The organism is Daejeonella lutea, from assembly GCF_900168015.1.
GTDB lineage: Bacteria > Bacteroidota > Bacteroidia > Sphingobacteriales > Sphingobacteriaceae > Daejeonella > Daejeonella lutea.
The window spans coordinates 1,887,644-1,900,020 of the sequence record NZ_FUYR01000001.1 but is presented as its reverse complement, the minus strand read 5'-3'; the positions used below and the strand labels follow the sequence as shown (position 1 = coordinate 1,900,020).

Sequence of the window (12,377 nt, the reverse complement as noted above, 5' to 3'; positions counted from 1 at the left end):
CTTTGTAGAACTAGCGATGGGCGATGAAAACATTTAATAAGTATCTGAAATTCACTATAGGCTTTATTGTGTTTATTGTTAAAAGGAACACAATGTAAACTTCTCCTCTTCATAAGTCCAAATTACTCTTCTGCTAAACTAAGACCAACTTGGCAGAGCACTTCCTTCGTTAACATTTTCTAAAACCGTTTGATAAATAGAAAATTATACCTATTTTTGCATCCCGCTTTGAATCCTGTTTAGCAGGTTCCGTGGCGATTAATAATTAAAAAACAAACAGCAACAATGCAACAGTACGAAACAGTGATCATTCTGACCCCGTTGTTATCTGAAGAAGCTGCGAAAGAGGTGTTAACCAAATTTGGCAAGCTAATGACTGATAACGGAGCCGAAATTGTCCATGAAGACAATTGGGGTTTGAAAAAACTAGCGTATCCGATTCAAAAGAAAACAACAGGATACTATCACCTAACTACATTCAAAGCTCCGGGTGAGTTTATTAACAAACTTGAGGTTGAATACAAACGTGACGAACGTATCATGCGTTTCTTAACTGTCGCGCTTGACAAGCACGCTCTTGCTTTCAGTGAGAAAAAACGCAGCGGTGCTTTCAACAAACCCAAGGAATCTAAAACTGAGGAGGTAGCGAGATAATGGCAAAAGATACAATCCAATACGTTACCGCTCCAAAAGTTGACGAGAGCCGTAAGAAATACTGCCGCTTCAGAAAGAACGGAATTAAGTATATCGATTACAAGGATGCTAACTTCTTATTGAAGTTTGTAAATGACCAGGGTAAAGTTTTACCTCGCCGTTTAACGGGTACGTCATTGAAGTTCCAGCGTAAAGTTGCACAAGCTGTAAAGCGTGCACGTCATATCGGGTTATTACCTTATGTTACTGATTCATTAAAATAGAGGGAGATAAGCGACATGGAACTAATTTTAAAACAAGACATCAAGAATCTCGGAGAGAAAGATGATGTTGTAAATGTAAAGCCAGGATACGGTCGTAACTTCCTTATACCAAAGGGTTATGCAACATTGGCTACAGGATCAGCAAAGAAAGTATTAGCTGAAAACCTCAAGCAAGCTGCTTTTAAACAAGATAAGATCAAGAAAGATGCTGATGCAATTGCAGGCAAGCTTGAAGGTGTTAAATTGTCTATCGGCGCGAAAGCTGGTGAGAGTGGTAAGATCTTCGGATCAGTGAATACCATTCAAATTGCTGATGCTTTGAAGAAAGAAGGATTTGATGTAGACCGCAGACGCATAACATTTGAAACTGAGCCTAAGTTTGTTGGTGAATACATCGCAAACTTGAATCTACACAAAGAAGTGAAGGTGAAGGTTCCGTTTGAGGTAGTAGCAGAGTAGTGAGTTGCCAGATGTCATTTACCTGTTAACAGGTAAATGACGTCAAGGCTAACGAGCTAATTGTTATCCAACCAGCCTGGTAATTTTCATCGGTACACTGGTAAAACATAATAGATATTCAATAAATAAAATGCTTTCTGATTAATTTCAGAAGGCATTTTTTATTTTCAGGAATCGCAGCTTATCGTAACTTGCCTATCCGGATATTTAACAATAAAGACATTTGAAAATGCCTCTCATATAAGCCTGGCAATCATCACGAACAACTAACAACCAGCCAAAATGGCAAAACGAAGATCCACCAGACCCGCTCCCCAATCCAAACTAAAAAAGTACGGCCGAATTCTCGGAAAAGTCATTCTCTGGTTTATCGGGATTACATTTTTCTGGGTGCTTGCCTTGAAGTTCATCAATCCTCCGATTACTTTCCTTATGTTACAGCGTGGTATTGAACAAAAGGCTGCAGGAAAGAAATGGAAGATCGAGAAAGAATGGATTCGGTTTGAAGATCTATCAGATAATTTAAAGAAAGCAGCTATCGCCGGTGAGGACGTGAATTTTCTGAAGCATTGGGGCTTTGATTTTAAAGCCATGGAAAATGCCTTTGAGAAAAATCAGAAAAGTAAGCGTGTGATCGGTGCAAGCACAATCAGCCAGCAGACGGCAAAGAATGTTTTTTTATGGCCTGGACGTTCGTATATCCGCAAAGCTTTTGAAGGTTATTTTACTGGCCTGATAGAACTTTTATGGAGTAAGGAGCGTATCCTTGAAGTTTATTTAAATGTGATTGAAACAGGTGATGGACTTTATGGGGCTGAAGCTGCATCCTGGAATTACTACCACAAATCTGCAGTAAGTATGACTAAACAACAGGCTGCACTATTAGTAGCAGTATTTCCCAATCCTCGGAGATGGTCTCCGGCTAAACCAACCTCATATATTTATCGCAAACAACGTCTTATTTTACGTAATATGAACAGGTTAGGTAAGCTGCCTTTTTAAATCATTTTTTGAAGGTTCTGCTAAAAGGATCAGGCGATTTTGTCTGCAAAAACTTGAGCATGCCAGCTGTCTTTGATGGCGACTTCCCACAAATTATTGAGGTCTTTCCGTGTAGATATCATATTGTTAAAAACGATAGAATCCCGGCTAAGCGTACCTTGGTTTAAGAGTTCCTCAAACTCCTCGCGACTGCAATTTACCACTTCAGCTCCCTGGCGGTAAGCAATCCTGAAACGGTCGAAAAGATCAAGGTCAAATTCCTGCTCTATTTCTTTCATCAGGTAAACGGATTTATCTATCGAACAACCAGTAGCGCCGGCAACCTGTTCATCTACCGATAAAATAATAAACTGATGATGGCGAATCTCTCCATGTGCAGCCAGGTCATGGCCATGTGCCTGCCATTGGGATGTGAAGTCATTAAGCTTTTGCTGAATTTTTTGTTCCTCCTCAGAACTTAGAATCCGATTGGCCTGATAGATCCAAATGCGTGAATTTTCTGAAATATTCATGTACAAAAATACGAATAAAAGCTGAAGTCGGATGTCGGCGGACAGATGTCTGATGGATTGCCGACCCTCCATATTTGATGTATCTCCAACCAGTCAGATCTCAGACCTCAGAATTTTTCGGCTTGCTGGTGAAGAGTATGATGGTTCTAAAAACCTTTGCCACTCTCTATTCTCTATTCTCAACTCAACTTCTGTTCTCCGTTTAAAGGCAGGGTAAAATAAAATGTTGAACCCTTCCCTTCCTGGCTGTCTACTCCAATTTTACCCTTATGTCTCTTTATAATCTGAGAACAGATGTATAAACCCAGTCCAAATCCTGAAATAACCGAGTTGCTATCTTTCGCCCTGTAAAACCTTCCGAAGATCTTCTTATGTTCCGACCCTGCAATTCCAATTCCACTATCGGTAACTGATACCGTAATATCATTGTCTGATGTGACGGTTTTTACTGCGATGCTTGTGCCGTTGGGTGAGTATTTTGCGGCATTGGATAAGAGGTTTATTAGAACTTGCTCCAGCCTGTCTCTGTCTCCGTGGATAATTTTATCGCATTTTGTACCTTCTCTTAGGATCGTATGATTAACAATGTTCATTTGCGCATCCTGAATACATTCGTCAATAAGATCGTCTATGGACAGATCTTTATGATTGAGCTGAAGCTGTCCGGACTCAATCTTCGATACGTCAAGCAGGTCAAGGATAAGGTTATGCAGTTTTTTTACACCGTCCTTTGATTTTAGTATAAAGGTGTGAACCAGGGGCTCATGCTTCATTTTAGACAGGGCGTCAAGGTATAGCTTCACGCTGGTAAGGGGTGTTTTGAGTTCATGACTTGCTATCCCGATAAACTCATCTTTTTTCCGATGACTATTGGCTACTTCATCCATCAAATTGTTAAACTCGGAAGAGAGGATACTTATTTCGTCTTTTCCAATTACATCAACATGGCGGCTGTAATCACTATTTTCCCGGATCTGTTTCATCACATTTACGAGATTAAGAATGGGTGCCGAAATATAACGCTGATTAAGGTATGCGATCAGGAATGCAAGGGCGATACCAACGAATAGAAGTACAAATGCAATTTCGAATTTTTGTTTTTTGATTGCTTCAAGCTGTGAAAGTTCTACCTGCAGGCAAACCGTACCGAATATTTGACCCTGCTGGTCGACAATATTTTTATATACATACAGATATTGATCATCAAACCAATGTCTATTCCTGAACGGAGGCTTAAAGACGTGAGTCGTTTGATTTGGCCGGGTATACGCTGCAAAAATTTTCCCCCTGCTATCAACAATACTTGCGTTAACCACGTCTGTCTCAACCTCCTGAAGGTCAAACAGCGTTTTCTCGGCAGCTTCGTTATCCAGAAACTGGATAGCGGAAATGCTGTTGCTTCCGATAACCTGCGCAAAGGAAATGGTACTGGCTACCTTTCTGCCTTTATATCCATTAATGTCGGTGATCACAAATGCCGCGAAACATAAACCCAAAACCAGTACGCAGGTGAGTACCTGCATTAACACCAGTTTATTCTTTATTGAAAAATCGCGTAGACCAATCATTAAATTTTATTTTTTAATTAATGTAGCATGCTGCAGCAACTGTGACCCGATCTTGATTCCTGATCGTGCAGCTGTTTTCAGATTAACCTCAAACTTTAACTTATTATCGGCGATCAGGAAATTTATATGGCTTCCCTTTTCTACGTCGCCTTTCTGCTCACTAATGATTAATGCGGGCTTATCGAGCATCCGGTTAAGCACAGCGTCAATCCCATACTTATAATTCCTCGAGACAAAGATCACCTGGCTTGATCCGATTTCACTTACACTATTGATTTGTCGGACCCTGATTGTTCTTGTTCCGGCTTTTTTATCCCTGCTGATTTCCATCAGGGGGCCATAAAGACCAGACTCACCAAGGATGGCAATTCTTAAAGGATCTTCGGTTGTGTTATTCCACGAGCTGTTGTTATTCCACTCGACATAATCCAGGAAGCGGTATAGAAAGGCTGCTTTCAAATTATACTCCTGACCCTGAGGCTGCCTAACCTGGAACGCATAATTGCTCAGCACCAGAATTGATGTCAGAAATATGAATATGAATTGTTTAATCCTCATCAATTTATATTCTACAAGCGTACGGCGACTTTAAGCATGCCAGTTCTACGCGGCTGCTCCAAAACTGTGGAGAAGAGGAATCCATCGGCCGTTCTGAATCCCGGATCAAGCCATTCGGTGTTGAACAGGTTATGGATATTGAGGCTGGCCGTAACACGCTCATTGAAAAGAGCCCTGGTCCTGAAGTTTAAATGTGTCAAAAAGTACCCGTCGACCGAGCCATAAGGACTCGTAGCCGGCGCACGCCGTTTACCGATCAGATTACCTGTAAGACTTACATTGAATAGGTCTTGTACATTTAATGATAACCCGGCATTTCCTTTAAAATTTGCTATTCCAGGCACAGGCCCTTTCTGATTGGTAAGGGTATTCTTTCCCCGGCCATCCTGAATAGTAAAATTCACAAAAGTTGACAGCTTCGATGAATACACATAGTCCATTTGTCCTTCTATCCCGTGAATGGTTAGTTCTGCCGGATTTTTATTTACTGTAAGATTGGATGAGAGGTTGCCAATAGTTATTACATCCGACAGCTTGTTTCGAAATCCGTTCAATTGGAACATGGCTCTTTTAGAAATTTCGTACCCCAGGTTTAACTCGTAGGTTCGGATTTTTTCCTCTTTTAATTTCACGTTAAGTGGAGCCTGATAGATCTCGGTGTTGGTAGGCGCACGGTAGGCTGTGCCATATTGCAATTTAACAGTAAGTTCATCGGTTGGCTGATTGACAATAGCTACCCTTGGGCTGAAATTACTGCCATAATAACTATTATAGTCATAGCGTGCTCCGAAGGTAAAATTAGTCTTTCGTAGAAATTCGCTTGTATGAATGTATTGCAGGTAGCTCCCAATATTATTACGCAGGTCATATTTTCTGGGCAAAAACGTAGAGTATAAATTGGCCACAACTTGCTTTCCATCGATAAGGTATACTGTGTTTGTGTCAATTGTGGCTTGTCGGCTGCCTTTTTCTACGTTGTCCCGGAAAAACTGAATTCCAGCCGAAAGTTTATGATTTTTTGAAGGGCTATAATTTCCTAGCACCTCACCAAACCCGCGGGTTGATTGGCTCGCTGTAATAATCCGGTAGAGCTTCTTGCCGTCGACTGTAAGGTATACGTATGAATCCTCGCCGATACCAGTTTCGCGGTATACTGCGCGTGTCAGGAGGCTGAATTTCTCGGTGGGTTTAAATTCATTTTGCAGGAAAATCGTACGTGCATACGGAGATTCAAGTCCCGAACGTTCGTTTCTCACATCTCGGGTAAGAAGGCCCAGCACCCCTTTATTTTCATATCCCTGGGAAGGCAGGCCGAGAAATTGAGTCGGACTATTGAAAAACGTTCCCCAACCCATAGGCGTGCGGTAAGCCCGAAAACCCAGAGTCGTTACAGATCGACGGGCGATATATCCCAGGGAGCCGGTTATTGAATATGCCTTATCAACATATGATGCCGTATAATTTGGGTCCCTGTTAGAGAATCTCGGCCCATCGGTGCTGTACAAAGACCCTGATAGGGAAATGTCAAATTTTGTAGTGCGAACACCCATGCTGACTTTGTCCATGGAAGCATTGAATGTACCAAAGCCCTTTTCGGCAACTACACCATTAACGTCTGCGCCTTTTTTAGTGATAATATTGATCACGCCTCCGTATGCATTGGCCCCATACAGCACAGATGCCGGCCCCCAGATGATTTCTATACGTTCGGCATTGTGGAGGTTATAAGCAGGCCCCGCCATGTCATTGCTGCCGATAATATTATTCTCAACTATCCCGTCAATCATTAGCAATGCCCGCAAGTTCTCTGCTCCGTACATTCCCCTGAAATAGATAAGGGTAGGTGCGTAACCGTTTAGATGAATCATGTCTATGCCTGGGATGTCACGCAGAGCATCCGTCAGCTCTTCGTATCCTCTTTCGGCAATCTGTTTAGCGCTTATCACCTGAATGGTAGATGGGGCTTCAGAGGTTTTTTGAAGATAGCCTGAGGCTGTGATTACTTTAACGTTAAGTAATTCTTCTAAAGACAGATCCGATAGCGTTGAGATTGAATCTACCTGGGCACTGGCCTGCAGGCAAGCGAAACAGGCAACTAGCAAGGAAAAACATTTAAACCTCATTTTTGTATGATCATGGTAGCGCCTGAATTCCCGGTCGGGGAAATAGCAGCTTTATTTCCAGGGTTAAAATTGCGTATTTTATCAGTATTTCGTCTCCCGACTTTAAATCAGCCATTACCCCCATAATGCTATTGACTTCACAACCGCCAAACGGCCGAATTGTTCTTTACAAGACCTTGTTTTTATCAAAAAGCCAAATCGTTTTCTAGGCGGGATGAAAAGTGACCATATATGAAACAATTTAAATTATTGCTATTTTCGATAACGATGTGTTCAACATTCTCTTTTGAAGTAATTGCCTGCCATGATTAAAAAATACAAAGGCCCATTTTTCAAAGTTTTTACGAAATGCTGCTGCTGTGTTATCGGCGCACTTTGTTTTACCGCATTCCGAAGTGATGAGCTTCTGCATAAACTGGCGTTAGAAACCCAGCATAAGCTCAGCACCCTTCATAGTTTAGATATGGAAGCTATGAAGTTAAAAAAAAGTGAAATCACCATTTCAGATGAAGGCTTTCTGCGCTATCGTAAAACCTTTCTGAATGGCAAGCAGGAATACTATTCCTTGAACGTATCCCGGCTCAGGGATTTAAATTATTGGGGAACTACTGGTTCGGGGCGGCTGAACATCAAGACCATCGAGGATGATGTGATTGTTCAAACGTATAATGACCGCGCAGGAAATGTCGACTCTATGTCTGTATTGTTAAGTATTCCTATGAAGGATGTCGACCCGCAGGAGTTGATTTCTATCCAGCACAATCTTTTTGAGATAAAGCGCCTGGTCGGCCAAAATTGATCTCCTATTTCAATAAAGCTTTGTAGAATTTACTCCTGTTTATACCCACTTCAGGGTAGTTTTAAATTTAGAATATCTCTGTATTTTGCCTCGAATCTAAATCGAAAACAAAATACAACAGATGATGAAAAAACTATTCTTTTTGTTCGCGCTAGGTATCGCAACCAGTACCTGCATCGCGCAAGATCAGAGCGCTCAATCTGAATCACGGCAATCCGCAGGATCAGATGGAAAAAACCTCGTTAAACTGAATCTCCTTTCATTGCCGCTTCGAAACATATCTCTTGGATATGAGCGTCAAATTGGGGGCAAAACTACGGCAGGACTTGGCTTTCGTGTTATGCCAAAAGGGGGTTTACCACTTAAGTCGACTTTCTCAAACCTGATTGATGATCCAGAAACTGACAGACAATTAGATGAACTGGAGATCGGCAATGTGGCTTTTACTCCGGAAGTAAGATTCTACTTAGGTGCAGAAGCCATGCGGGGTTTCTATCTGGGACCGTTTGCACGCATTAGCAGCTATAATGTAGATATGCCTTTCGAGTTCGATGTAAATGGTACTACCCAGGTGATGCCTTTAAGCGGGAAACTCAACACCTTTACCGGCGGCCTGCAAATTGGTGCTCAATGGCGACTTGGAGGCAAAATGTATCTTGATTGGTGGATTCTCGGACCGCAGTATGGCAGTGCAAACGGATCAATAGACGGCAAGAAAACCCTCAATGCGCAGGAGCAGCAGGAACTAAGGAACGAGCTTCAGGATATTGAAGTCCCTTTTGCAGAAACAACCACGACAGTAAATGCCAGCGGTGCCAGACTTGATATCAAGGGTCCATGGGCTGGTTTGAGAGCTGGTTTATGCCTGGGTGTTAGGTTTTAGGCCTGCCTGACGAATTAGTAACTTAAGTTATAAATGACTAACAGGCGAATGGGATTTAATATAATGTGTTAAATACCCACTTATGGGGATTTACTACGTGGTTTATATTCCATATGTTCGCCCTAAAAAAAATAAAATGGAGAAAAAATTACTACTTACCCTGGTTTTGTTTTTGGGTATCGCAGTTGCCATTAAGGCTGACGAAAAACTAAAGATCAATGTTTCTGAACAAGACGCAGTTATCTACGTCGACGGCAAACCATCTGGCTCATCGGCAGAGATCAAAATTGACAAAGGTTCGTGTGTAACTGTTAAAGTCGTGAAGACGGGCTTCCTGACTGAAAACTTATCCTTCTGCGATAAGAAGAATGCAGCCAGCATTCCGAAATCACTTTTTGTGGAACTGAAAAGGGACGATTCTTATGATGCTTCCCTGAAGATCGATTTTGCTAACAATGATATCGATGTAAGGACGTCGAAGCCAGAGAACGATGCCTGGAGACTTATGAACCAGATCATCACTTCTCAGTTTGATATTATTGAGATCACTGACAAAGAAACTGGTTACCTGCGTACAGCCTGGGCTGTCCAAACCTTTAAGGGAAATACCATCAGGACCCGTATGGTAGTTAAATTAGGATCAAATGACCCGCTATACTATAAAATCAAGTTAATGAGTGAGCAATCCGGAGAGCCTGGCACGAGCCCGAAATCGGATGAAAAATTTCAGGAATGGGATCGCGTCTTGAGAAAATACGAAAGCGTTGTTACTGAGATTCAAAACCGTTTGAAATAACCCAAACCTTTATTACACAATAAACTCCCGGTTTTCTTTCGAGACGATCGGGAGTTTTTTTATGAGGCTTTTCACCTATCCAGCCCATTTGCCTTAACCGTAATCTCCGCAATATCCAGCACTTTTACTTCCTGCTCTTTGTTGTAATTCTTCACTCCGTCACTTAACATGGTCATGCAGAAAGGGCAGGAAGAGGCAACAATATTGGGCTGCAATGAAAGGGCCTCATCAATACGTTCTATATTGATATCCTTAACTCCCTTCTCAGGTTCCTTAAACATCTGCGCTCCTCCTGCACCGCAGCAAAGGCCGTTCGATCTGCAGCGTTTCATCTCTACCAATTCTGCATCAAGTATTTCGAGCGCAGCACGGGGTGCTTCATACACGTTATTGCCTCTGCCCAAATAACAAGGATCATGGAAGGTTATTTTTTTTCCTTTAAAAGATTCTCCACCCTCAGCTTTTAGCTTCCCCTCGTCAATGAGCTGCTGTATGAGCTGCGAATGGTGGATCACTTCATAGTTTCCGCCTAGTCCGGGGTATTCATTTTTAATCGTATTGAAGCAATGCGGGCATCCGGTGACTATCTTTTTAATTTCGTAGGCGTCCAGGGTTTGTATATTGGTCATGGCCTGCATCTGAAAGAGAAACTCATTGCCAGCGCGTTTAGCCGGATCGCCTGTGCAGCTTTCTTCTGTTCCAAGAACGGCGTATTTAATACCTACATGCTGCAATATCCTGCAAATATCACGGGTAATTTTCTGAGCCCGTTCATCAAAGCTTCCGGCACACCCTACCCAGAACAGGATTTCAGGGGATTCGCCCTTTGCGGCTAGTTCAGCCATTGTGGGAACGGTTAAGTCTTTCATGTATCCGGTTTTGTATGAGTTATTAGTAATCAGTTTTCAGTATTGGGTATTCAGTAATCAGTAATGAGTATTCAGTAATCGGTATTCAGTAATCAGTAATCAGTAACCGGTAATCAGTAATCAGTAATCAGTGATCGGTATTCAGTAATCAGTATTCGGTAATCAAGTTAAACGTTTTTCAGTTAGGTACGTCTTCAACTGTTAACTGTTAACTGTCAACTGTCAACTGTCAACTGTCAACTGTCAACCGTCAACCGTCAACTCTCCACCCTCCAGTTAAGCCGGTCTGCCGGAGAATATTTCCATGGTGCACCGTTGTTTTCTACATTACCAAACATATTGTTTAAACTCGCCGGGGCCTGCGATTCTTCCATCACGGCGTACCGTCTGAGGTCCATAATAATGGCAAGTGGATCGATGTTTACCGGGCAGGCTTCTGTACAGGCATTACAGCTCGTACATGCCCAGATCTCTTCCCGGCTGATATAGGTGTCCAGCAATGTTTTGTCATCCTTATATTCTTTGCCATGTCTGTCGATATTGTTACCAACTTCAGTCGCTCTGTCGCGGGTATCCATCATGATCTTCCGCGGAGATAAAAGCTTGCCGGTGATATTTGCAGGACAAACAGAGGTACAGCGACCGCATTCTGTGCAGGTATAAGCATCCATCAGATTCTTCCAGGTGAGATCGCTTATATCCTTAGCACCAAATCGACCGCCTTCTTCAACCGGAGCCGGCACAAATGATGGATCAAGCATGGCCTTCACTTCGTTGGTGACCACAGCCATATTGTTGAATTCACCTTTGGGTTCCAAATTCGAATAATAGGTATTTGGAAAAGCAAGGAGGATATGAAAATGCTTGGAATAAGGTAGGTAGTTGAGAAATGCAAATATTCCCACAATATGAAACCACCAGCACGCTCGTTCAATCACAATCAAGGCCCCTTGTGATTCGGGCAGAAGCGGACTTAGCAGACCGCTGACCGGGAATGAGCCTCCCGGAGTATAATGCGCTGCACCCATTAGCTGGAGTTTATAATCTGCTGCATTCATGGTTAGAAATGCACTCATTAACAAAACCTCCGCTATCAGAATGATATTGGCATCCGATTTTGGCCATTCGGTCATCTCCACACCAGTGAAACGCTGTAACTTCAGGATGTTGCGCCTAACGAGAAATGCAATAACTCCGAAAAGGACAAGTGCGGCCAAAATCTCAAATGAAGCAATAAGTACATTGTAAAATCCGCCAAGTGGTGCAGCAAATATGCGGTGCGTGCCGAATAAGCCATCGATGATGATCTCGAGCACTTCAATATTAATAATGACGAAACCTATATAAACAAATAAGTGCAGTACTGCTGCAATAGGCCTTTTAACCATTTTGGTCTGACCAAAAGCCACTTTAAGCATGACCATCATCCGTTCGCCAGGTCGGTCAGAACGATCCACCGGACGGCCCAGATTAATATTACGCGCAATCTTTCTCACGTTTATGGTGAAAAAAGTAATTGCGGCAATGGAAATCAGCAGGAAAATTACTTGTAGAAGCATATGATATAGCTTGATTAAGCTAAAGTAAAAAATATCCCGCAGATGCAATTGCTATGCATGCATAATAGTTGAAATTTAGAATCAGTTTAAGGAGCTTGGTTCTTAAATTGCAAATTTGAATTTCCAATTTATAACTGTGTAGTCCGGCATCATGAGTCCATCCCAGCAATGGCATGGGATGAGAAAACGCAGTTTCTGTCAGTGCAAAGTCTCTTTTATAAGCCTGTGTTTTTCTTCATGTTGTCTTCATCCAGGTATCATATCTTTGAATATAAAAGATGCATAGATTGAGATGCGTCGATCAGACAGGAACAAAAAGTTTATAAACCGCT

At 42.2% G+C, this 12,377-nt stretch carries 13 protein-coding genes; 7 read left to right on the top strand and 6 right to left on the bottom strand.

From position 1 onward, the window contains the following. Window positions 1-285 precede the first annotated feature (285 nt). From rpsF to mtgA, 4 genes are all read left to right on the top strand, one after another. Window positions 286-654 (top strand): 30S ribosomal protein S6, encoded by a 369-nt coding sequence (gene rpsF, locus B5X60_RS08490; protein ID WP_079702151.1) that lies wholly within the window; start codon window positions 286-288, stop codon window positions 652-654. Further along, window positions 654-917, top strand: coding sequence for a 30S ribosomal protein S18 (gene rpsR, locus B5X60_RS08485; protein ID WP_079702150.1), 264 nt, complete (start codon window positions 654-656; stop codon window positions 915-917). Before rpsF ends, rpsR begins: the two co-directional genes overlap by 1 nt. Before the next feature lie 15 nt (window positions 918-932). After that, a complete protein-coding gene (gene rplI, locus B5X60_RS08480) occupies window positions 933-1,376 on the top strand; it encodes a 50S ribosomal protein L9 (protein ID WP_079702149.1) in 444 nt (147 codons plus the stop codon). 282 nt (window positions 1,377-1,658) lie between these two features. Further along, the gene (mtgA, locus tag B5X60_RS08475) at window positions 1,659-2,378 is read left to right on the top strand and encodes a monofunctional biosynthetic peptidoglycan transglycosylase (protein ID WP_079702148.1); all 720 of its coding nucleotides are present in this window, start codon (window positions 1,659-1,661) and stop codon (window positions 2,376-2,378) included. A gap of 29 nt (window positions 2,379-2,407) precedes the next feature. Here the strand turns inward: mtgA and B5X60_RS08470 are convergent, their stop codons facing one another. The 4 genes from B5X60_RS08470 to B5X60_RS08455 form a co-directional block, all read right to left on the bottom strand. Beyond that, the gene (locus tag B5X60_RS08470) at window positions 2,408-2,890 is read right to left on the bottom strand and encodes an ABC transporter ATPase (protein WP_079702147.1); all 483 of its coding nucleotides are present in this window, start codon (window positions 2,888-2,890) and stop codon (window positions 2,408-2,410) included. 179 nt (window positions 2,891-3,069) lie between these two features. After that, window positions 3,070-4,458, bottom strand: a complete 1,389-nt coding sequence (locus tag B5X60_RS08465; protein ID WP_079702146.1) for an ATP-binding protein — start codon at window positions 4,456-4,458, stop codon at window positions 3,070-3,072. Between the two features lie 6 nt (window positions 4,459-4,464). Continuing rightward, a complete protein-coding gene (locus B5X60_RS08460) occupies window positions 4,465-5,016 on the bottom strand; it encodes a YfiR family protein (protein WP_079702145.1) in 552 nt (183 codons plus the stop codon). 11 nt (window positions 5,017-5,027) lie between these two features. After that, window positions 5,028-7,139: a TonB-dependent receptor plug domain-containing protein gene (locus B5X60_RS08455; RefSeq protein ID WP_079702144.1), complete on the bottom strand. Its 2,112-nt coding sequence runs from the start codon at window positions 7,137-7,139 to the stop codon at window positions 5,028-5,030. A gap of 304 nt (window positions 7,140-7,443) precedes the next feature. Here B5X60_RS08455 and B5X60_RS08450 point away from each other — a divergent pair, with 304 nt between their 5' ends. From B5X60_RS08450 to B5X60_RS08440, 3 genes are all read left to right on the top strand, one after another. Beyond that, the gene (locus B5X60_RS08450; protein WP_079702143.1) at window positions 7,444-7,938 is read left to right on the top strand and encodes a hypothetical protein; all 495 of its coding nucleotides are present in this window, start codon (window positions 7,444-7,446) and stop codon (window positions 7,936-7,938) included. A 121-nt stretch (window positions 7,939-8,059) separates the two neighbouring features. Continuing rightward, entirely contained in the window at window positions 8,060-8,821 is a 762-nt protein-coding gene (locus B5X60_RS08445; RefSeq protein WP_079702142.1) for a DUF3575 domain-containing protein, read from the top strand. 136 nt (window positions 8,822-8,957) lie between these two features. After that, a complete protein-coding gene (locus B5X60_RS08440) occupies window positions 8,958-9,617 on the top strand; it encodes a hypothetical protein (RefSeq protein ID WP_139377403.1) in 660 nt (219 codons plus the stop codon). A 71-nt stretch (window positions 9,618-9,688) separates the two neighbouring features. On the opposite strand, the gene B5X60_RS08435 is transcribed toward B5X60_RS08440, so the two are convergent. Further along, window positions 9,689-10,486, bottom strand: a complete 798-nt coding sequence (locus B5X60_RS08435) for a (Fe-S)-binding protein (RefSeq protein WP_079702140.1) — start codon at window positions 10,484-10,486, stop codon at window positions 9,689-9,691. 257 nt (window positions 10,487-10,743) lie between these two features. Then, complete coding sequence (locus B5X60_RS08430; RefSeq protein WP_079702139.1) at window positions 10,744-12,045, bottom strand: (Fe-S)-binding protein; 1,302 nt, start codon at window positions 12,043-12,045, stop codon at window positions 10,744-10,746. Between the last annotated feature and the right edge of the window lie 332 nt (window positions 12,046-12,377).